At 38.3% G+C, this 22,164-nt stretch carries 20 protein-coding genes; 1 reads left to right on the forward strand and 19 read right to left on the reverse strand.

Features of this window, described 5'->3' with window-relative positions; genetic code table 11:
* Positions 1-3 precede the first annotated feature (3 nt).
* The 10 genes from pstA to AAA923_RS08790 form a co-directional block, all read right to left on the reverse strand.
* On the reverse strand, positions 4-891 hold the full coding sequence (gene pstA / locus AAA923_RS08745; protein ID WP_338216405.1) for a phosphate ABC transporter permease PstA: 888 nt from the start codon (positions 889-891) through the stop codon (positions 4-6).
* Positions 891-1,811 (reverse strand): phosphate ABC transporter permease subunit PstC, encoded by a 921-nt coding sequence (gene pstC, locus AAA923_RS08750; protein ID WP_338216407.1) that lies wholly within the window; start codon positions 1,809-1,811, stop codon positions 891-893. The genes pstA and pstC overlap by 1 nt, the downstream gene beginning before the upstream one ends.
* 1 nt (position 1,812) lies before the next feature.
* On the reverse strand, positions 1,813-2,688 hold the full coding sequence (locus AAA923_RS08755; protein WP_338216408.1) for a phosphate ABC transporter substrate-binding protein PstS family protein: 876 nt from the start codon (positions 2,686-2,688) through the stop codon (positions 1,813-1,815).
* A gap of 98 nt (positions 2,689-2,786) precedes the next feature.
* Positions 2,787-4,436, reverse strand: a complete 1,650-nt coding sequence (locus tag AAA923_RS08760) for a sensor histidine kinase (RefSeq protein ID WP_338216410.1) — start codon at positions 4,434-4,436, stop codon at positions 2,787-2,789.
* A gap of 1 nt (position 4,437) precedes the next feature.
* Positions 4,438-5,103, reverse strand: coding sequence for a response regulator transcription factor (locus AAA923_RS08765; RefSeq protein ID WP_338216411.1), 666 nt, complete (start codon positions 5,101-5,103; stop codon positions 4,438-4,440).
* A protein-coding gene (gene prfB / locus AAA923_RS08770) for a peptide chain release factor 2 (protein ID WP_338216413.1) occupies positions 5,103-6,216 on the reverse strand; the annotation gives its coding sequence in 2 pieces (ribosomal slippage) (positions 5,103-6,143 and positions 6,145-6,216; 1,113 coding nt in all). Before prfB ends, AAA923_RS08765 begins: the two co-directional genes overlap by 1 nt.
* 42 nt (positions 6,217-6,258) lie before the next feature.
* Positions 6,259-8,619: a preprotein translocase subunit SecA gene (gene secA, locus AAA923_RS08775; protein WP_338216414.1), complete on the reverse strand. Its 2,361-nt coding sequence runs from the start codon at positions 8,617-8,619 to the stop codon at positions 6,259-6,261.
* A gap of 212 nt (positions 8,620-8,831) precedes the next feature.
* Positions 8,832-9,380 (reverse strand): ribosome hibernation-promoting factor, HPF/YfiA family, encoded by a 549-nt coding sequence (gene hpf / locus AAA923_RS08780; protein WP_338216415.1) that lies wholly within the window; start codon positions 9,378-9,380, stop codon positions 8,832-8,834.
* A gap of 96 nt (positions 9,381-9,476) precedes the next feature.
* Positions 9,477-10,157: a ComF family protein gene (locus AAA923_RS08785; RefSeq protein ID WP_338216417.1), complete on the reverse strand. Its 681-nt coding sequence runs from the start codon at positions 10,155-10,157 to the stop codon at positions 9,477-9,479.
* Complete coding sequence (locus AAA923_RS08790; protein ID WP_338216418.1) at positions 10,154-11,464, reverse strand: DEAD/DEAH box helicase family protein; 1,311 nt, start codon at positions 11,462-11,464, stop codon at positions 10,154-10,156. Before AAA923_RS08790 ends, AAA923_RS08785 begins: the two co-directional genes overlap by 4 nt.
* Positions 11,465-11,494: 30 nt before the next feature.
* Here AAA923_RS08790 and AAA923_RS08795 point away from each other — a divergent pair, with 30 nt between their 5' ends.
* Positions 11,495-12,133 (forward strand): YigZ family protein, encoded by a 639-nt coding sequence (locus AAA923_RS08795; protein WP_338216420.1) that lies wholly within the window; start codon positions 11,495-11,497, stop codon positions 12,131-12,133.
* A 312-nt stretch (positions 12,134-12,445) separates the two neighbouring features.
* On the opposite strand, the gene AAA923_RS08800 is transcribed toward AAA923_RS08795, so the two are convergent.
* The 9 genes from AAA923_RS08800 to yfmH all read right to left on the reverse strand — a co-directional run bounded on the left by AAA923_RS08800 (position 12,446) and on the right by yfmH (position 22,163).
* Positions 12,446-13,201: a helix-turn-helix domain-containing protein gene (locus tag AAA923_RS08800; RefSeq protein ID WP_338216422.1), complete on the reverse strand. Its 756-nt coding sequence runs from the start codon at positions 13,199-13,201 to the stop codon at positions 12,446-12,448.
* A gap of 141 nt (positions 13,202-13,342) precedes the next feature.
* A complete protein-coding gene (locus tag AAA923_RS08805) occupies positions 13,343-14,428 on the reverse strand; it encodes a glycosyltransferase family 4 protein (RefSeq protein WP_041501765.1) in 1,086 nt (361 codons plus the stop codon).
* Positions 14,429-14,545: 117 nt separating this feature from the next.
* Positions 14,546-16,111, reverse strand: a complete 1,566-nt coding sequence (gene rny, locus AAA923_RS08810) for a ribonuclease Y (protein WP_041501703.1) — start codon at positions 16,109-16,111, stop codon at positions 14,546-14,548.
* 148 nt (positions 16,112-16,259) lie between these two features.
* The gene (recA, locus tag AAA923_RS08815; RefSeq protein WP_338216425.1) at positions 16,260-17,396 is read right to left on the reverse strand and encodes a recombinase RecA; all 1,137 of its coding nucleotides are present in this window, start codon (positions 17,394-17,396) and stop codon (positions 16,260-16,262) included.
* Between the two features lie 88 nt (positions 17,397-17,484).
* Entirely contained in the window at positions 17,485-18,027 is a 543-nt protein-coding gene (locus AAA923_RS08820) for a nicotinamide-nucleotide amidohydrolase family protein (RefSeq protein ID WP_338216426.1), read from the reverse strand.
* Positions 18,028-18,050: 23 nt separating this feature from the next.
* Complete coding sequence (gene pgsA / locus AAA923_RS08825; RefSeq protein ID WP_338216427.1) at positions 18,051-18,635, reverse strand: CDP-diacylglycerol--glycerol-3-phosphate 3-phosphatidyltransferase; 585 nt, start codon at positions 18,633-18,635, stop codon at positions 18,051-18,053.
* A 655-nt stretch (positions 18,636-19,290) separates the two neighbouring features.
* Positions 19,291-20,133, reverse strand: coding sequence for a helix-turn-helix domain-containing protein (locus AAA923_RS08830; protein ID WP_338216429.1), 843 nt, complete (start codon positions 20,131-20,133; stop codon positions 19,291-19,293).
* A 65-nt stretch (positions 20,134-20,198) separates the two neighbouring features.
* Complete coding sequence (gene ymfI, locus AAA923_RS08835; RefSeq protein ID WP_338216430.1) at positions 20,199-20,921, reverse strand: elongation factor P 5-aminopentanone reductase; 723 nt, start codon at positions 20,919-20,921, stop codon at positions 20,199-20,201.
* 3 nt (positions 20,922-20,924) lie between these two features.
* Positions 20,925-22,163: an EF-P 5-aminopentanol modification-associated protein YfmH gene (yfmH, locus tag AAA923_RS08840; protein ID WP_338216431.1), complete on the reverse strand. Its 1,239-nt coding sequence runs from the start codon at positions 22,161-22,163 to the stop codon at positions 20,925-20,927.
* Position 22,164: the final 1 nt, after the last annotated feature.

A 22,164-nucleotide genomic window follows, 5' to 3' on the forward strand; every position in this document is an offset into this window, starting at 1 on the left:
ATCTTACTCACCCGTCATCTTTTTATAAACTATATTGCCTATATATCTGGCTAATAAATTAAATATCAAAACTGCAATAATCAAGACCGCTGAAGCTCCAGCTGAAACTTGGACAGCATCAGGAATCAAACCTTCTGAGTTAACTTTCCAAATATGAACAGCTAAAGTTTCGGCTGGTCTCATTAAATTCAAAGGACTTGTGATACTGAAAACATTGAAATTAGTGAAATCCAATGGTGGAGCACTCTGACCAGCTGTATAAATCAAGGCAGCGGCTTCACCAAAGACTCTACCAGCACCAATGATCATACCGGTAATGATACCTGGCAAACCATCAGGGATAATAACGTGGATAACAGTTTCCCATTTTGAAAGGCCCAGAGCCAATCCAGCTTCACGTTGTGACTGTGAAACTGATCTCAAGGAATCTTCCACATTTCTCGTCAAGATTGGCAAGTTGAACACTGTCAGTGTCAAGGCACCTGAGAGAATTGAGAAACCAAATTTAAAACTGATAACGAAAATCAAGAATCCGAATAAGCCAACAACGATTGAAGGTAAAGAACTCAAAACTTCAATTGATACACGAATCAAATCTACCAATTTATTCTTGCCAGCGTATTCAGATAAATAAATACCAGCACAGATAGAAATTGGAATGGAAATCAACATTGAAAGTATCAATAGGAAAAACGAGTTGAATAATTGAATTCCGACACCACTACCAGCTTGAAAGGCTTTGGAACCGGATGTTAAGAAATGCCAGTTAACATAACGGAGTCCACTACCCAAAATATAAACCAGCAAACCTGCTAAGATGAGCACAATAATTCCTGACATGAAGTAAATCACGGCAGTAGCTATTTTGTCTTTAACTTTTTCATTAAACACTAGAACTCACCTCGCTTAGCAATTTTTCTAATAACGAAGTTGAATAGCAATGACATTAATAGAAGCAATAAGGCTAATGACCAAAGCGCATTATTTGGCGTTGAACCCATGATTGTATTACCCATGTTCATTGTTAAAACACTTGTTAAGGTTGATGATGGTGAAACTAAATTGTGTGGCAATAACATCGCATTACCAATAACCATTTGAACAGCTAAGGCTTCACCAAAGGCTCTGGCCATGCCAAAAACAACGGCAGTCAAAAGTCCTGGCGTCGCTGCACGCAAAATAACTTTGGAAATAGTTTGCCATCTAGTGGCACCCAAAGCTAACGAAGCTTCACGATAATATCTTGGTACTGCCTTCAAAGCATCGACTGACATCGAAGTAATTGTTGGCAAAATCATAACGAATAATACGAATGATCCAGCTAAAATACCGAATCCACTTCCGCCAGCAATCTTTCTAACAAACGGTACGACAATCGTTAAACCGAAGAATCCATAAACTACTGAAGGAATGCCAACCAATAATTCGATAACTGGTTGTAAAACTTTTCGACCCCATTTAGGCGAAATTTCCGTCATAAAAATGGCTGCAGCAATCGCAAATGGCGTCCCGATAAGTGCAGCAATCAATGTAACCGCAAACGAACCGACAATCATTGGAGCTGCCCCAACAATTGGATGTCCAGCACTGTCCAATTTGTTAGGTGCCCAAACTGAGTGAGTAAGAAAATCAATCGGATTGACCCCATCCTTAAAGAAGATAATTAAACCACGTGATGCGATAAAACCAATAATTGTGATAACTAGTAAAACGATAATTGCAGTAAAACTGAAAGAAATAATTTTACCGCGTGTTTCACGTTTAGCAGAAACAGATTTCTTGGTTAGACTTTCTCTAATTGGATCTTTCAAATTACTTTACCCCCTTTGAAACGGGCGTAATATTGCCCTTATAATCTTTTTCATATTTCATTTCGTTGATGGGAACATAGTTCATTTTTTTAACAACATTAGTCTGAACATGATCCGTCATAATGAAATCAAGGAATTCTTTCGTCATACCAGTTGGTTTACCCTTTGTATATAGGTGCTCGTATGACCAAATCGTCCACTTATTGTTCTCGATATTTTCAATGGTGGGTTCAACGCCATTAACGTTAATTGTTTTCACAGTATTGTTAAGATAAGGCATCGCCAAATAACTGATAGATCCGGCAGTGTTATAGACAATTTGTCTAACCATACCGCTGGAATCTTGTTCCTGAGAGCGCACGAAAGGCGTTCCGTTCATAACATCACTCTCAAACGCTGCACGGGTTCCCGAACCGTCTGCACGATTGATAATGGTGATTGGTAGGTCTTGACCACCGACCTCTTTCCAGTTTGTAACTTGACCAGAAAAAATTTGTCTCAATTGCTTGATAGTCAAGGATTTAACCTTGACATCTTTATTCACAACCGGAATCATCCCAACTGCAGCAATCCGATGATCAACAAGTTTGCTGGCATCAATATCTTGTTTTTGTTCTGCGTATAAATCAGAATTACCGATATTAACAGCACCTTGTTGAATCTGGCTGAGTCCTGTACCAGTACCGCCACCTTGCACGTTGACGTACTCATTTGGATTATTCTTTGAAAATTCTTCCCCGGCAAGTTCCACTAATGGTTGCGCAGCTGATGATCCAACTGCTGTAATTGTTTCTTGGCTCCCGCTGCCTTTGCAACCACTCAAAACTGCTACTAAAGGAATCATAATTGCAAATAATGCGACAAGTCTTTTTTTCAATGTTCTCACCTCTATCCAATTAGAATAGTACAACTTTGTATATTTTTTGTATAAAAAAAAGCCGTAACAAAACAAAATATTTTGTTGCAGCAATTTTTTTATAATGGTATGTCAACTGTGAAAGTCGTACCCAATCCTTTGTGCGACTCAATGCGGATATCACCATCAAGTGTATCCAAAGTTTCCTTAACAATCGCTAGTCCTAAGCCAGTTCCACCAGTCTCTAAACTGCGGGAACGGTCGACACGATAGAACCTTTCAAAAATACGAGCTTGGTCATCTTCCGATATTCCAATTCCGCTATCCTTGATGATGAACTTGATACGATTCTCAATTTCATCGTGATGAACTTCCAAGTCAATTTGACCGTTTTCTTTATTATATGAAATAGCATTCTTAATTAAATTACGGAATACTAAATTGATTTTCTCTTTATTAGCTGTTACTTCAGGATTACCAAAGTATTGTTGGTTAACCTTGATATGATGTTTTTTAATTGTAATCGATTGTCGATCCAAAATGCGATTGATATCGTCATTTAAATTGATAGTATCAATCTTTTCGGTATCACGTTTGACCTTCGACAAGGATAAAATATCCTGAATTAGTTCCGACAAACGAACACTTTCGTCATGAATGATGTTGAGGAAGTGGTCCAATTTCTTCGGATCATCTTTGGCACCATTCAAGAGTGTTTCTGAAAAACCTTCAATTGAAGTTACCGGTGTCTTCAACTCGTGACTGACATTGTTGACGAAATCAACTTGCATTCGTTCAATCTGACGGCTTTCCGTCAAATCATACAAGATAACTAACACTTGTTGATCATAATCTTCACGTGAATGAATCAAGCGAATAACATTGGCATCAACGTATTTCTGTGAGTTACCGACCAATTGAATTTCACGGTGATGATTCTTGTTCTTACGCAAGGTGTGTTCAATCATCTGACTTAAGTTGTAAGTTTTAACATCTTCAATAAACGGATGAATGTCATTGGAAATATTGACGTCCAACAAACTCGACATTGCTTGGTTATGTAACAATACATCCCCTTGTGAGTTCAGCAACATAACACCAATTGGCAAGTGACCCACCAATCCACGGAAACGTCTTTCACGTAATTGCACATCATCACGAAGATCGTTGATATCCATACTGATCTTGTTAGTCTGTTCAACTAAGCCATACAATTCATCGCCTGGTGACAAGATCAACGAAGCCATCTCTTTACTCTTTCTAACACGACGCAAGTTTTCCGTCACACTCTGAATATCTTCACTCAATTGTTGACGTTTGCGGTAGTAGAACAAGATAACTGAATCAGTAATCAAGAAGTACATCAAAGCAACAATCAAGAAAGTCATTGGACTCTGACTCCAAAGACGATTGTACTTCTTAGCTACAATATGACGTTCAGACCCAGACATGAAATACATAATTCTGGTAGTCATTGTTGTATCAGTGACGTAATCCTTACCTGGTTCAGTCCGGCCATTGTGGTACATATCATAGGCTTTACGCTGCATCGTGGTATTTTCCTTAGACGTATCGATGTAATCCAGACCAGCAATCTTGGCGGCATCAGCTGGCTCATGGTTTTTCTTCAATTCAACATAAGAAACTGTTTCATCGGTGAACATATCATTTTGCGAATCGCCCAAGATACTATCAGAGAACGTTACCAAAATGAGAAAGATAACTATCGAAATCAAGATAGCAATTACTGGTCCTAATCTTCTTTTCATCTTATACCTCTAAAATATAACCGAATCCATGTACGGTCTTAATTATTTGTGGGTTCTTTGTATCTTGTTCAATTTTATCACGGAGATGGCTAATTTGGATATCAACCATCCGCATTTGTGAATTAGAATTTATTCCCCAAACATTATCAAAGATTTGTTCTCTGGAGACGACGATACCTTTATTTCTAATCAGAAACTCCAGTAACTCGTACTCTTTTTTCGTCAGCGAAATTTCTTGACCATCAATTACTAAACCTTTGACATCTGTATCAAGTTCAAATGATTTTTCTTTATCGGTATGTGAAGTTCTTCTCAAAACTACTTCGATTCTAGCCAATAATTCCTTGATACTGAATGGCTTAGTAATGTAGTCATCTGCTCCGCTGATTAAGCCCTCAATCTTATTGTCTTCAGCATCAACTGCAGTCAAAAATATAACTGGCGTTAAATTGCCAATTTTTCGCAGCTGCTTGAGTACTTCGATTCCGCTCATTTTAGGCAACATTTGATCCAATAAAATTAAATCAAAATTACCTTCATTAGCTTTATCAACAGCCATTTGGCCGTCTGTGGCTGTGGAAACTTGGTAGTCGTTATTTTCCAAGTTATATTCAATTAATTCGAGAATTGATGGTTCATCGTCGACAACTAAGATTTTCTTTTTCATTATTGTTTGGCTCCTTGTAATTTCCATTGGAGATAAGCATAAATAAATGGATCTAAATCCCCATCCATCACACCTTGACCATTGCTGACCGAGAGATTAGAACGGTGATCCTTGACCATCGTATAGGGGTGGAAAACGTATGAACGAATCTGTGAACCCCAGCCAATATCCATTTGTTCACCTTGAATTTCAGCGTGTTTCTTAGCTTGCTCTTCTTGTTCTCTTTGGAAAAGTTTAGCTTTCAACATATTCATAGCTGTTTCACGGTTTTGCAATTGTGAACGTTGTGCCTGGGAACTGACTACGATACCAGTTGGTAAATGTGTGATTCTGACGGCTGATGAAGTCTTATTGATATGTTGACCGCCAGCACCAGATGAACGAAAGACGTCAACTCGCAAGTCATCGTCATTAATTTCAACTTTGATACTGTCATCAAGTTCAGGCATCACATCAACTGAGGCAAACGAGGTATGACGACGCCCAGCCGAATCAAATGGTGAGATTCTAACTAAACGATGCACGCCACGTTCAGAACGTAACAATCCATAGGCATTTTTACCACGAATCATAATTGAAACACTCTTAATACCAGCTTCTTCACCAGGTTGATAGTCTTCAATTTCGACAGTAAAACCATGTTGATCTGCCCAACGTTGATACATTCTCAACAGCATTTCGCCCCAGTCTTGAGATTCCGTCCCACCGGCACCTGGATGGATTTCCAAAATTGCATTATGCGAATCATATGGTTCAGATAACAACATCATTAACTCATAAGAACGAAGCTTTGCGGCCAAACTATCCGAATCGTCTACTAATTGTTGCATCAGTTCATCTTCTGGATCATCTTGGTAAAGTTCCGCCAACACTTTAATGTCGTCTAAACCTTCACTCAAGGACTTAAAGTTATCGTATTGATCCTTCAAATCATTGTTTTCATCAATCAATTTCTGAGCAGTCTCATGGTTATCCCAAAAGCCATTCTCAGTCATTTTAGCTTCATTTTCAGCGATGTGCTCCTCTAGACTTTCTAAGTCAAAGAGACCCCCTGAATTGAGTTATTTTGTTTTCCATGTCGGAAATTCTGTTTTTAATTTCTCCGAATTCCATGTAATCACCCTTATAAAAAAAGCGGGCCCCGCGGCCTGCTTTTTATCTTTCCATATTTTGTCTTATTTCGGCCTTCATGAATAATCTTGTAACATCATATTCAATATCAGAAACCATTTCTTCAAACATACGATATCCTTCTTCTTGGTACTCAACCAAAGGATTCAATTGTCCGTAACCACGGAGACCAATTGATTGACGTAGTTGATCCATAGCATCGATATGATCAGTCCAGTGTTCATCGACAACTCTCAAGATAACGACCTTTTCAAATTCAAGCATTTGTGAAGGATCACCAAGTTGTTCTTTCTTTTGTTCGTAATTCTTGTGAACAAAGTCCATCAAATACTTAATGATTTCATCTTGTGATTTAAGTTGTAAGTCAACGACGTCCATTTGTTGGTCGCTAACCAAAGCAGCTTTGGCAAAGTCAGCAATTGCTTCGAGTTCCCAATCGTCTTCTTTACCTTGTGTATGAACTGCAACTTGAGCTTTAATAGTACGTTCGATCATTGGAAGTAGAACTTTATCAAGATCTTGTTCTTCGTTGATAACTTCCATTCTTTCTTTATAAATAACTTCACGTTGTTCACGCATAACATCATCATATTGAAGAGTATTCTTACGAGTATCGTAGTTATTACCTTCAACACGTTTTTGAGCGGATTCAACTTGACGAGTCATCATACGACTTTGAATAACAGCATCGTCATCTTCAATCTTCAATGTCTTCAAGACACGTTTGATTCTTTCTGAACCGAAACGTTTCATCAAGTCATCTTCAAGTGACATGTAGAATTGTGTTACACCAGGATCACCTTGACGACCTGAACGTCCACGAAGTTGGTTATCAATACGACGGGATTCGTGACGTTCTGTACCAAGAACACATAGACCACCGAGTTCTACAACACCGGGTCCAAGTTTGATATCAGTACCACGACCAGCCATATTAGTGGCGATTGTAACGGCGCCACGTTGACCAGCATTCATAACGATTTCAGCTTCCTTAGCATGGTTCTTAGCGTTAAGAACTGCATGAGGAATGCCCTCTTTATCAAGTAATTTAGATAGGTATTCTGAAGATTCAACCGCAACAGTACCAACTAGTAAAGGTTGACCTTTAGCGTGACGGCGTTTGATATCTTCAACAACAGCCTTAAATTTACTTTGCAAAGTTGGGTAAAGCAAATCATCCTTATCATCACGGATAACTGGCTTGTTAGTAGGAATTGAAATAACTTCCATGTTATAGATTTCTCTAAATTCTTCAGCTTCTGTCTTAGCAGTACCAGTCATACCAGCTAACTTGTCATACATACGGAAGAAGTTTTGATAAGTGATGTTAGCCATAGTCTTGGTTTCATCTTGAATTTCTACACCTTCCTTAGCTTCAATAGCTTGGTGTAGTCCATCAGAATAACGACGACCATCCATAACACGACCAGTAAATTGGTCAACAATCTTAACTTCGCCTTCTTGAACAACATAGTCGATATTTAGACTCATGATGTAGTTAGCACGCAAAGCTTGATCCATATGGTGGTTCAAGACTGTATTATCAATATCATAAAGGTTATCAAGACCGAAGTAATCTTCAGCCTTTCTAATACCTGTTTCAGTTAAACTGATTGACTTTGTGGGCCAATCAATCTTGTAATCATCTTTTTCAAGTGTCTTAGCAAAACGGTCAGCACGCACATACATAGCTGTTGACTTTTCGGCAGCACCAGAAATGATCAAAGGAGTTCTAGCTTCATCAATTAAAATTGAGTCGACTTCATCGACAATGGCATAGTGTAATGGACGTTGTACCATTTGTTCCTTGTAAACAACCATGTTGTCACGCAAGTAATCAAATCCAAGTTCACTATTTGTTGAATAAGTGATGTCACAATTGTAAGCAGCACGTTTTTCTTCTGAATCCATGCTATTAATGTTCAAGCCAACTGTTAAACCTAACCAGTTATATAGTTCACCCATTTGTTTAGCATCACGACCAGATAGATATTCGTTAACTGTAACAACGTGAACACCCTTGCCATCAAGCGCATTTAAGTAAACAGGCAATGTAGCTGTCAAAGTTTTACCTTCACCAGTTTTCATTTCAGCAATATTACCTTCGTGTAAAGTAATACCACCAATCAATTGCACTCTAAATGGGTACAATCCAAGGACTCTTTTAGCGCCCTCACGGGCTGTAGCAAATGCTTCAGGCAAAATATCATCTAGAGTTTCGCCCTTTGCTAGTCTTTCTTTAAATTCTGGAGTCTTAGCTTGAAGTTCTTCGTCAGAAAGTTTGCTGTAAGCATCAGCATAGCTTTCAATCTTATCGGCAATTTTGCCCATACGTTTAACTTCTCTTTTATCGCTTTCGACCCATCTTCTTAGTGGATTTGCCATATTAATATATCTCTCCTAAGTGTTATAAACATACTCTTAATAGTAGCATTTTTTTTTAGACTTTTAAACTTAATATAAATTAAACAGACTTTTCAGGATTACAATGATACACCATTTCCAGAATATTTGTGTTAAGAAAGCTTTACAAACGCACTTCCGGAGTACAAAAAAAGCCGAGACAGTAAGGACGCCTCAGCTTAAAATTTATTTTTTTATTCGTTTGTTTCAATCAGACCATACTTGCCATCGTTACGTTTGTATACGATGCTGGCTCCATTTGTTTCTGAATCTTCAAAAATGAAGAATTCGTGGCCAAGCATTTCCATTTGTAGAACAGCTTCTTCAGCATCCATTGGCTTCAATGATAGACGCTTTGTTCTAACAATTTGTGATTTTTCCTCATCTGTGTCATCAGGTGTGACATCATCCAAAGGAATATCCTTTAGACTTCCACCCTCACGGCTCTTACGGTTGACACGTGTCTTGAATTTCTTAACTTGTCTTTCAAGCTTGTCAACAACGAGATCGATACCTGCATATAAATCATCGTTTAATTCTTCAGCCCTCAATGTGATATATGGCAATGGAATTGTTACTTCAACCTTTGTACCTTTTGAAGGGTATGTTTTCAAGTTTACATGAGCAATTGGATTACTTTCATCGCTGAAGTATTTTTCCATTTTGGAAATTCTCTTCTCGACATATTCGCGAATTGATGAAGTTACTTCAATATTTTCACCACGTACATTAATAGTTAACATAATAATCTCTCCTTCCGACGATAGGAAATTAAAGAGCGTTCTTACATCTCTTTAAAGTAATTATAATATTTTTATGCCAATATGACAACGTTTCCATTACCTAGATAATGAAAATGTGGAAATATTTTCAAATCCAGCCTTCAAAAATATATCATGAGCATGCATTAAAGTCCTTCCGGTTGTATAGATGTCGTCTAATATCAAAATTCTTTGATTTTTTTGAACCTGATCGAATGCTGGCAGCGTCGAAAACGTCTGAGGCGTGCTTAATCGTTCAATTCGATTCTTCTGGGCTTGTGGTTTATCGGCGTCGGCTTTAACCAAAAGCGACTTCAAATCAAAAATATCGGCATACAATTCATAGACCGGATCAAATCCGCGTGCTTGAAGATGGCTTTTGCTAGCAGGAATATATGTAACTACATCAAAGTTATTCCGTAAAGACCAGTTCTTTATGTCCTGAAAAAATAATCGAGCTAACAAGACATCTCCATATCTCTTATACAGCTTGAAGTAGCTGTGTATGAACTGATTATACTCAAACAAAGCCTGATGGCAATTGATAATGCCATATTTTTGCTCCCACATATAGCAATCACTGCAAACGCCATCACTATCTGGCTTCAAACAACGGGGACAATTATTCCGTCCTATCAACGGTGCTAACTGCTTTCGACATAAATTACAGATATAATTTGGAACTATTTCTTTAAATAAAAATATTTCTTTTATCGATAGATTATTATTTATTGAATTGCCACAATTAAGACATTTCATTTCTTGGCCTGCTGATTCAAATAGGCAATTTCAGAACAGGCCAAGCGAACTTGCTGATTATAATATTGATAGTAGAAATGGACTTCATCATCATATGAATCACTCCCACGTCCAGCCCGACCGGCTATTTGAATCAATGCAGTCTTCGAGAACTCTTTAGCTTGGGCATCCAAAACTATGACAGTGATTTTCTTGAAGGTTACGCCTCGTTCTAAAATTGTCGTTGTTAAAATAGCTTGAACACGTTGATCACGGAATTGTTGAACTTTCTCTAAACGTTGCTCGTCTTTAGAACTGACATCAACAAATGTTAATAACGGATATAACTTTGTTAATTGTTTGGCAAAATTTTTCATCGTCGGAATCTGTGGGAAAAATAACATGAATCGTTCTTTGTTTTTGATTAATCGTTGGAGTTTTAGTCTTAGGCGTGGATTAATCTTGCCAAAAGTAATTGGCTTTAGCAATAAATGGCAGTGAGGCTCTGGCAATGGATGACCGTGAAACCTTTGATATAATTTAGTTATTGAGATTTTTTGTTGCTTAACTTGCGATAATAATTCTTTCGGTGGTGTGGCTGACAAATAAACAATCATCCCTGTTGGTTTCTTGGCCTTTTTGATTGCTCGATGCAACATCATATTTCCTGCCAATGGGTAGGAATCGACTTCATCAACTACCAACACATCGAACGCTTCTTCAAAACGGATCAATTGATGAACAGTTGCCAACATGATTTGCGTTAATTGATATGGTTCCTCACTTTTACCGTGAAATAAACCCACAGTCGTATTTGGGAAAACCTTTTGAATTCTGGGAAATAATTCGATACAGACATCCACTCGTGGCGAACAAATAGCAATCCGCTGCCCTTGTTTTAAAACTTGCTCAATCAAGGGGAAAATCATTTCCGTCTTACCTGCACCAGTCACGGCCCAGACCAAATGACTCCGATGATTCTCAAGCGCCCTTAACAGCTCCCTAACACCTTTCTCCTGATTAGCTGTCAATCTACCATCCCACACTAAATAATCGCTCTGCTGGGGATAATTAATTGCTGTCGGCGTTATGAGCAACTGCCCGTCTATTTGTAACTTGCCCAAATTAATACAGCTTCGACAATATTGCAATTTAATCGGCAAACGGTCGAGTTTCATTAGGCAACGACGGCAAAATAGTTTATCATTTTTCTTAAACGTGGTTGGAACAATTTTTCCACCACAACTTTGCAGATATTGTAAAACTTCAGGTTTTAAGTCGGTAGTCTGAATAATTCGACCGCCTAAATACTCATTTAAATTGTCCATAATCAAAACTACGTAAAGGAGACATATTTTTTGCAAAATTATAAAACAATCGCTAAAACTGGTAGTCACGAAAAAGACATCAAGAAATCACGTTTCATCGCTCACATTGCCCAAACTTTTTCTGAAGCCGAAGCTAATGAATTTATCAAAAAGATTCGTGAACAAGAATCCGGTGCAACCCACAACTGTACAGCTTTTATCGTGTTAGAGAACGTCAAAATAGAACGGATGTCAGACGATGGCGAACCAAGTGGAACTGCTGGGTCCCCTATTTTGAATGTGTTGCAACAACAAGACTTGCAAAACGTTACAGTCGTCGTTACACGATACTTCGGTGGCATCAAACTTGGTGCCGGTGGATTGATTAGAGCTTATTCATCAACTACAGCCGAAGCAGTCAAAGAAATTGGTTTAGTTGAAAATCGTATCCAGCAAGGATATGAATTAACAATTCCATATCATATGTTTGATAAATTCGATAACTATGCTCGTAAAGAAAAGATTAATTTGGAGAATAAACAGTTCACTTCAGACGTTCAGTGCGAGATTTATTTAGATGTTACGAATGCTGAAGAATCAGTTCAAAATATTAAAGATCTTTTTCAAAACCAAATTATCATCAAAGAAACTGATAAAACCTATAAACGAGTACCTGTTGAGGCTAACTAAAATATCAAATTTAATTACTAACACAAAAACGCCAGACAATTCCATATCGGAATATCTGACGTTTTTTATTTTGAAAAAGTAATTGAAATTTTAAATAACGCTGCATAAAAAAGATAACATGGCCGGAGGTGACGAGGGATGGAGTTCAGCAGTGGGAGTGGCGTTAGGACTTTAGTCCTTACTCCACTACGAATTTTGAGATTTGCGAACCTTGCAAAACTCAAAATCGAGGCGAGAGACACAAGGCTTGCACCGGTCCACAGCAAACTCCATCCATCCCTCGTCACCTCCGGCGGCAAACCAAAAACCCACCTAATACTTGCCGGTTCTCATAGAGAAGACCTTCTCAGGACCATGATTTTTTTCTCCACTACTCTTCCAAGTATCATACATTCCACGATATTCAGAATAATCTTTAAACATATTGTTGCGAATTGTCTTCGGAATCGAATCCCAATCAACAAAATTCATCCGAGAAACGTACATCCCTCGATGTTCAACCATTGCATATGGCTTATCAACTGGTGGCAAGCCTCCGTAAAAAGTCAGAAATGAAGAGTTACCCCACGCATCATCTGTTACAACCATATGTTTAAAGGGAGCCCCTAGAACTTTCTTAGTCTTACCGTGTTCATCTTTCATCCGGGCAAAATCCGAGTCGATAGCATTCTTTTCTGTTGGTAAAGCCGCATAACCCACTTTTGTTTTGATCAACGGATTAAAACGGTCAACCATCTCATTTTGATATTGGTATGTGGACAAGAATCCATAACCGCCCGCAAATATGGCAATACAAACTGCCACGGCCACCAATGTCCATTTATAAACTCGTTTTAATTTCAAATCCTTATCGATTTTTTCCACTGTTTCGGTATCTCCCTTTAAAAAGTCATCTAAGGAAACATTCAAAACGGAACTAAGATTAATCAACAACGAAATATCAGGATAAGTTCGACCGGTCTCCCAACTGGAAATCGTCTTATCAGAAACATTCAATTTTAATGCCAATTGTTTCTGAGTTAAATTTTCTTGCTTACGATACTTCTTTAGTTGCTCGCTTAATTCCATCTTTTTTTCTCCTCAAAACCCATTTAAAAGGTGTTGTTCTATATATACCATCCCGCGAACGTGGAACTCAATAGATTTCTTGTCTATTGCTTGTGGAATTAACTCTAGGGACAAAAAAAGCAGGCGCTATAACGGCGCTTGCTAATCTTTCTTTTCTAATCGTTTCACAAATCTTTGAATTGCCTTTAGTAAAGGTTGTCGATTATCACCTAACAGCCCGATCGATTCGATGAAGAGTTCCAAACCGAACAAGACACCGACTGTCAATAACACGCTACCCCACAATGTTGATAGTGGGTAAAGCATTGAGATGAAGGCGAAAACCAATGACAAACCATAGATAACTAAAACTGTTTGTCTGTGTGACAAACCTAATTGCATCAATCTGTGGTGCAAATGATGTTTATCAGCTTGCATGATTGGCTTCTTGTTCAACAATCGTCTCAAAATTGCATAGACAGTATCGGTAATTGGCACACCCATAATCACAACTGGCATCAACAATGTGATGAACGTTACGTTCTTCAAACCTTTCAGTGAGAAGACGGCCATCATGAAGCCTATGAACAACGAACCGGTATCCCCTAAGAAGATACTGGCTGGGTGGAAATTATGCGGTAGAAAGCCAACTAGAGCCGCTACCATGGCAAAAATCCAAATCGCTACATAGACATTTGTCATATTCAAGAAGAAGTAAGCCATGACCCCCATGGTAAATAAGGCAATGATTGAAACTCCCGTAGCTAGCCCATCCAGTCCATCAATCAAATTGACCGCATTAGTAATGGCGATAATCCAAATGATAGTGATTGGTAAACTCCACCAACCTAATTCAAACGAACCAATTAGTGGCAATGTTACTTCATTCATTCTGATTCCGGCCAAGAAATAGATAACTAAAGCTGCTGCTAAAATACCAGCTAACTTGGCTTTGGGCGATAATTCGCGAATATCATCAATGATACCAGTCAAAATGATGATACATTCAGCTAAGAAAACACTGAACAACTCATGCGTTGGAAACTGTTCTCGCAATAACACAAACGTTGAGAAGTTAAACGCAATAAAAATAGCCAGACCACCCATTGTAGGCATTGGCTTGATATTTACACGCCGAGCGTTGGGTTTATCCACAGCTCCCAAAATATAAGCTAATTTCACTACGAAAGGAGTTATCGCAGCCGATAGAATCATCGTTAAAAATAATTTTACTATTACACTAAACATACCCGACATTTTTAGAAAAACTCACTTTCCATTAATAAAACAATTATACAATACCCTAGGCTTATTCCAAAAAGAAATTAAAAAAGAGCGTACCATTTCGATACACCCCATTAAAAATTATTTCGCTAATTCAACTTTTCTGATTTCACGAACAACTGTAACTTTAATATGACCTGGATACTCAAGGTTATCTTCAATTTCACCCTTCATATCACGAGCTAAAATTGCAGCTTGATCATCGGAAATTTCTTCTGGCTTAACCATGACACGAATCTCATGACCAGCTTGAATAGCATAACTATGATCAACACCCTCGTGCTTGTTGGCAATCTCTTCTAGTTTTTCAAGACGGTGGATATAGTTCTCCATCGACTCTGATCTAGCGCCGGGACGTGATGCCGAAATAGCATCAGCCGCAGCAACGATTGTTGCAATTAATGATGTTGGTTCCACATCCCCATGATGTGAAGCAATCGTATTAACGACTACTTCTGGTTCTTTATACTTGGTTGCGATATCCACGCCAATTTCAACGTGGGAACCGTCAACTTCACGATCGATAGCTTTACCGATATCGTGCAATAAACCTGCTCGTTTTGCTAACATAACATCTTCACCCATTTCGGCAGCCATTACAGCGGATAATTTAGCTACTTCAATAGAGTGATTCAAAACATTTTGACCGTAACTCGTACGATATTCCATTCGTCCGATAATCTTGATTAAATCTGGATTCATTGAGCTGATTCCCAAACTATAAACGGTTTGTTCACCAACCTCACGAATATGATCGTCCATTTCTTTTCTAGACTTGTCGACCATTTCCTCAATGCGTGCAGGATGGATCCGACCATCTTCAATCAATTTCTCCAAAGCCATTCTGGCGATTTCTCGTCTGACAGGATCATAGGCACTCAAAGCAACTGCTTCAGGAGTATCATCAATAATCAAATCAACACCTGTAAGCGCTTCAATCGTGCGGATATTTCTACCCTCACGGCCAATGATTCTACCTTTCATGTCTTCATTAGGCAATGTAACGGTCGTTACAGTTGATTCAGAAACTGTATCAGCTGCACTTCTTTGAATAGCGGCAACAATTAAGGCTTTAGCGTCTTTTTCAGCACGTTGTTTAGCTTGTTCGTCGCTTTCTTGGATCATCTTGGCACGTTCATGGACTAATTCTTTGTTCAACTTATCAAGAATAATCTTTCTTGCTTGTTCACGAGTTAAGTTACTTACTCTTGTCAGCTCCGCTTGCTGTTCATTAAGAGTATCAGTCAATTGTTTAGCTTTTTCATCAAGTTTATGTTGTCGTGCTGAAATATTGTTCTCGTTATTTTCGATATTTTCCTCACGCTTTTCAAGCGATTGGTCTTTTTTATCCAAAATGTCTTGTCGTTCAAGAACTCTATTCTCTTGTTTTTGAACATCGCGGCGGCGTTCTTTCAACTCATCTTCTTGTTTTTCACGATATTGATGAATCTCATCTTTGGCTTCCAGCAAAGTTTCTTTTTTAAGAGACTTTGCAGCCTTTTTTGCGTCTGATACGATATCCCCAGCAGTTTGTTTTGCTTGTGAAAGTTTTTTCTCGTAAGCGTCTTTACAGAGAGCATATCCGAAAAGGACCCCTACGATTAATGTTACTATAGCGAAAGAGAAGGTTATGATAGCAGGATACATGCCATCACCTCCATGTTTGCTTTAAGAAAGTTTGTTTGTAAAACATATATGTTACAGAATATTTACATACAACTTAATATTATAGAATAAATATGACCTGTCAACCAAATAAAACGAAAAAAAGAGACTTAATCAGCCTCTTTTTTTATTATTCGCTATCTTTTTCATCAGAATCAAGCTTTAAATCGATGTTGTCATCGTCTTTTTTTGCTTTAGAATCTGCTTTATCAGTCGACTTATCGTTTGACTTGTTAGCTTCATCATCATTTTCAGCGACTTCTTCATCAGGTGTACCGTCCATATTATAGGCAGCACGAACCTTTTGCTTAATTTCTTCCATCTTGTCAGTGTTCTCTGCCAAGTAAGTCTTAGCATTCTCACGGCCTTGACCAATACGCTCGTCACCGTATGAGTACCATGAACCAGACTTATCGATAATATCCTTATCAACAGCCATATCAACTAACTCACCAGTTTGAGAAATACCATGACCATACATAATATCAACAAGTGCAACCTTAAATGGTGGCGCAACCTTGTTCTTTACAACTTTGATCTTAGTACGGTTACCAATAACATCAGTACCGTCTTTAATTTGTTCAGCACGACGTACTTCAAGTCTAATTGTTGAGTAGAACTTCAAAGCACGGCCACCAGGTGTAGTTTCAGGGTTACCAAACATGATACCAACTTTTTCACGAATTTGATTAATGAAAAGAGCAATAGTCTTAGTCTTATTGATTGAACCAGAAAGCTTACGCAAAGCTTGTGACATCAATCTAGCTTGTAGACCAACGTGGGCATCACCCATGTCCCCTTCAATTTCAGCACGTGGAACCAAGGCAGCAACGGAATCGACAACGACGATATCAACGGCACCACTGGAAACCAAGGCATCGGCAATTTCGAGTCCTTGTTCACCAGTATCAGGTTGTGATAGCAATAAGTCATCAATATTAACACCCAAAGCGGTAGCATATGCAGGATCCATCGCATTTTCAGCATCAATATAAGCAGCAGTACCGCCTTGTTTTTGTACTTCAGCAACGGCATGTAGAGCTACAGTTGTTTTACCAGAACTTTCAGGTCCATAGATTTCAACGATTCTTCCTCGTGGAAATCCACCGACACCAAGCGCGTTATCAAGGGCTAGTGAACCAGTAGAAACAGTTGAGATTTGAGTATTGAGATCATCACCCATTCTCATAATGGCCCCTTTACCAAAATCTTTTTCAATCTTTTTTAAGGCTACATCTAAAGCCTTTTGTCGTTCATCTTTAGCCAAATTGCTTTCCTCCTAATGCATTCATCACTAGATATATTATTAGTAATTCATCAAAAAAGCAAGAAAAAAGCGAACAAATGTTTGTTCGTTATATTATTTCTTGAACGAGAGCAAATCCGCAAAGAACTGACTTCTCACGAATCGCTTGTCTAGAGCCTGTAAAATGAAATTCCTTGACTACTTCTTCGTTATTTTTACCGTTATAAGCGCCGATGAATACCGTCCCCACAGGGTTTCCTTCAAGTGGATCAGGACCAGCCACGCCCGTAAAACCAACACCAATATCTGCAGATAATTTCCCAGCAGACAATTTGGCCATCGCACTCGCAACGGGTGAACTGACAACTGTGTATTGCTCAATCAGCTGTGGGTCCATGCCTAAGAGTCCAATTTTAACCTCATCGGCATACGTAACGAAACCACCATCAAAGACGTTAGAAGCTCCCGGAATCGATGCTACAGCCGCTTGAAACATTCCCGCAGTCAAACTTTCAGCTGCAGTAATCTTCAACTGGTCTTTTTTTAACAAATCGACCGTTTGCTTAGCTAAATCATTAAATTCATTGGGCACGCCATTTTCAAAATCAGCCACTTCAACAGTTTTTAAAATTTCAGCTACTTTATCTTTCATTGCTCTCTCTTTCAAATTACGTATTATGATTTAAAAATTTCACGACTTTGCCAGAAATAATCAGCACCAGAATAAATTGTAAAGATCAAACAGATGTATAAGAAGATCTCACCGATGGGAATATTGATGGCAGAGAAAAAAATATTGTGCATCAATAGGAAAATAATAGCAAGCATTTGCGTTGTAGTCTTAATCTTACCAGGCATTTGAGCGGCCATAACTTTGCCACCGACTTCCAAAACAATCGTTCTCAAACCTGTAACAGCTAACTCACGACAAACAATAATTGCTACTACCCAAGCTGGAGCCATTTTGAAACTTACAAGGAAGATAAAAGCCGTCATAACAAGCATTTTATCAGCCAAAGTATCGGCAAACTTACCGAAATTAGAAACTAAATTATATTTACGAGCAATCTTACCATCAAGTAGATCAGTCAATGATGCTACCACGAACACAACTGTAGCTAAGACATGATTGATTGGAATCAAATCATTAGCAACATAGATGTCTCCTAAACCAGTCCAATTAAAAGCTAATAAGATAATGAATACTGGAATTAAAATAATTCGTAGCATTGTCAATTTATTTGGTACATTCCAAACCATTTAAAATATCCTCCATACTGTTAAATATATATATGCCGTCTCCGGCTGTCAGCAATATAGTCGCTGTGAGGACCGGCTCGAGCCAAAGTGCGGTCTCGAACTTCGCTTTTGAGCCTTTCCATAAACCGGAAAGTCTCAAAAGTCGTCCTGTGGTGTAATGGCTAAAGCCATAACGCCACTTTCACTGCTGACTATATTGCTGACAGCCGGAGACTAGTGTTTCTTGTTAATATAATGAATCATTAATTATTCAAGTGTAACTATCAATACAATTATTAAATTACGTTATTTACTAGCTGTTTTTCAAGATTAATCTAATACAAAATAAATATAATCAAATGAATCCATTTTAAAATCATTCAATTATCCACATCTCTAAAGACAAAATATCAGATTAATCAACCAACTAGCCACAGGTTTCGATGGAGTGAGTCAGCAGTGAGAGTGGTGTTAGGACAGGCGGTTTTCCTGTTCTTACACCACTAGGGCGATTTTGAGACGCGAACTTCGGCTCAAAACCGAGGGTCGAGACCGCTCTCTGGCTCGAGCCGGTCCTCACAGCAGACTCAACTCCCTCGAAACCTGTGGCGGCATCCCTAAAAACCCCAACCAACAAAATAATGGTGTCTACCCCAAAAGATTAGACACCATTATTTTATTTTTCAATATTAAATGTCAAAGTTTTAACGATAGTGCTTCCACTTTGTGATTTTGACAAATCAACAGCCTTGCCATCGATTGTCACTTTAGTATTTGTAACATTACCAGTTTGAACTGTGAATGTTGTTGTATCGCTTGGTACTGTGGTTGATTTCTTTTCACCAGAGCTCAAAGCTTGTTGCCAAGTTGTGTTTGAGCCTTCTTTGAATTGAATCCAAGCTTGACCACCGCTACCTTCAACATCGACTTTGACACCGTCTGTTGGAGCATTAGTAATAGTATAAGTACCTTCTGTTGAAGATTCCTTAACCGTTAATTCTTTAGTTTTGGCTGCAGCCTTTTTAGCTGGAGCTTTCTTTGTTGTAGTCTTCTTAGTGCTCTTCTTGGTTGTCTGTGTCGTATTGTCCTTAGGAATTGTTACATTTGACGCATTTTGGTTACGGTGCACCATTCCAAAGGCAATTACGCCGATAATAACAATCACAACGATACCAACTACAATTTGAGGAATGTAGTTACCCAAGCTTGAGAAGAATGAATTTGACTCTTCTTTAATAGTACGAGTCTTTGTTTCTTCTGGAGCTGATTCTTGAGTTGGTTGTGAATTAGGGATATCTGCTTTGTACTCTTCTAACAAGTCGTCACTTGAGATACCAACAGCATCAGAGTATTGCTTGATAAAAGCACGAACATAGAAATCACCAGGAAGATGATCAAATTGACCCTCTTCGATAGCGATTAAATATCTCTTTTGAATTTTGGTGATTTGTTGTAAATCATCAATTGTGTAGCCCTTTTTGATACGAGCGTTTCTTAACTTTTGGCCAATTTCGTCCATTATTTACCACCGATTAACTAATTTTTCTAAGTATAACATATATTATTATCCAACTACTAGCGAGCCTATAGCAACCAACCGCCAGCAAAATAAATCGTTTGTCCTGTCAGATAATTTGATTTTATATTGACTAAATAACTGACTAAATCAGCTATTTCATCAGGATTTGCCAACCTATCAGCTGGTATCTCATCTTTGACACTTTCAAGATCCTCACTGGAGAACTCTTGGGTGTTCATCTTGGTATTTACAGCCCCAGGAGCTACGACATTGACGGATAATCCGAGCGACGCAACTTCTTTAGCATAGGCATCCGCAAATGACGACATCGCACCTTTAACAGTACTATAAACAACTTCCATTGCTGAGCCGACTTTGCCATAGATTGAACCGATGAAGACTACGCGACCATGATGAGTCTTAGCAAGTTTGTCTTGTAACTGCTTCAAAATCAGAATTGGCAGCTTCACGTGAATGTTCCACAGCGAATCAATCTCCTCTTCTGAAATATCAACTAACAACTTGTAGTAAGTATTCCCTTGCGCAAAGACAACGGCATCTAAACCAAAGATTTGTTTGGTCAAATCGTCAACTTTGTCATGTTCCATATCGAACTTAATCGGAATGAAATCTTGTTTGGGATACTTTTCCACCAATTCCGTGCGCAACTTGTCGATTCGTTCATAGTTGCGATTGTAATGCAGATACAGCGACCAGCCCTTTGCGGCTAGATTCTTAGCAGTACTAGTTCCAATATCGCCAGAACTGCCCATAACTAATGCATACATTTTTTACTTCCTATTCGGCAAAAGATTGTAGTAGGTACAATTATCATCTTGTAAGAATTTTTCAGAAATTTCCAGCACATCATCTTTTTCGATCGAGTCAATCATATGAATCAATTGTAAATAATCAACATCATAGAAATACAACTCAGCCATTTGGTTGGCAATCGCCTCAGGTGAGTTTTGAGCAAACAAGTAAGATCCGATGGCATCACGTTTGATGCGTTCGAATTTAGCATCTGTCAAAACATCCTTGAGCGTTTCATAAGAAAGATTTTTGCGTAAATATTCTTGAAATTTTTCAGGATTATTAGTAGACCCACTAATTATGATAAAACAATAGTTATTTTCTGCAACAACATTATAAGAAAAACTGTCATCAATTAGGTTCAAACGACTCATTTCTTGATAATTCTTTGACGATTCGCCAATTAGAGTTTCCATGATCATGTTCAACTCAAACTGTTTCTTGACCAATTCATAGCCAGTCATTTCAGTATCTATCCGAATTCCGTAGGCTGAACGGGCTTGAGTGATGTCCATACTTTCTTGACCACCAGCACCAATTTTTTCAAATTGATTAAAAGTTTTTGAATATGGTTGCTCAATCGTGTGAAAATCAGAATTCTCAACAATATTTTCAACTTTTTCAAACTCAACGTCACCAACTAAAACGATGTCCATGTTGTCAGGACGATAATTTTGACGGTAAGTTTCTAACAAATTCTTGTGATTGATCTGTTGCAAAGAAGCACTTGAACCAGCAATATCTTCAGCAATTGGATCGTTGGGATAAAGTTGTCCGAGGATTCTTTGTTCCAAAACCCACTCTGGCATATCCAAATACATCTGAATTTCTTGGTCAATAATGCCACGTTCCGACGCAACATTTTTCTCAGTGAAATATGGATGTTGAATCAAGTCCAACAATACTTTTAAGTTTTCATACGGATTTTCCAATGTTTGGAACAAATAGCCAGTCTTCGTATAACTCGTATAGGCATTGGAATTAGCACCATATTTGGCAAACTTTTCCGAAATATCATAGTCAGGTTTAGCGAATAACTTATGCTCAATAAAATGGGCAATTCCGGATGGCAATGTCTTGTCGCCCGCTTTAGTATCAACGGAACCAAAGTTTGCCATGGCTAATCCGTAAACTTGACTGAATCCGGCCAAAGGAACCACGCTGATCTGCAAACCATTAGTTAATTTTTTTGTTTGTTTCTCTAATTTCTCTGTCATC

Source organism: Companilactobacillus muriivasis (assembly GCF_036246245.1).
Classification (GTDB): Bacteria; Bacillota; Bacilli; order Lactobacillales; family Lactobacillaceae; genus Companilactobacillus; species Companilactobacillus muriivasis.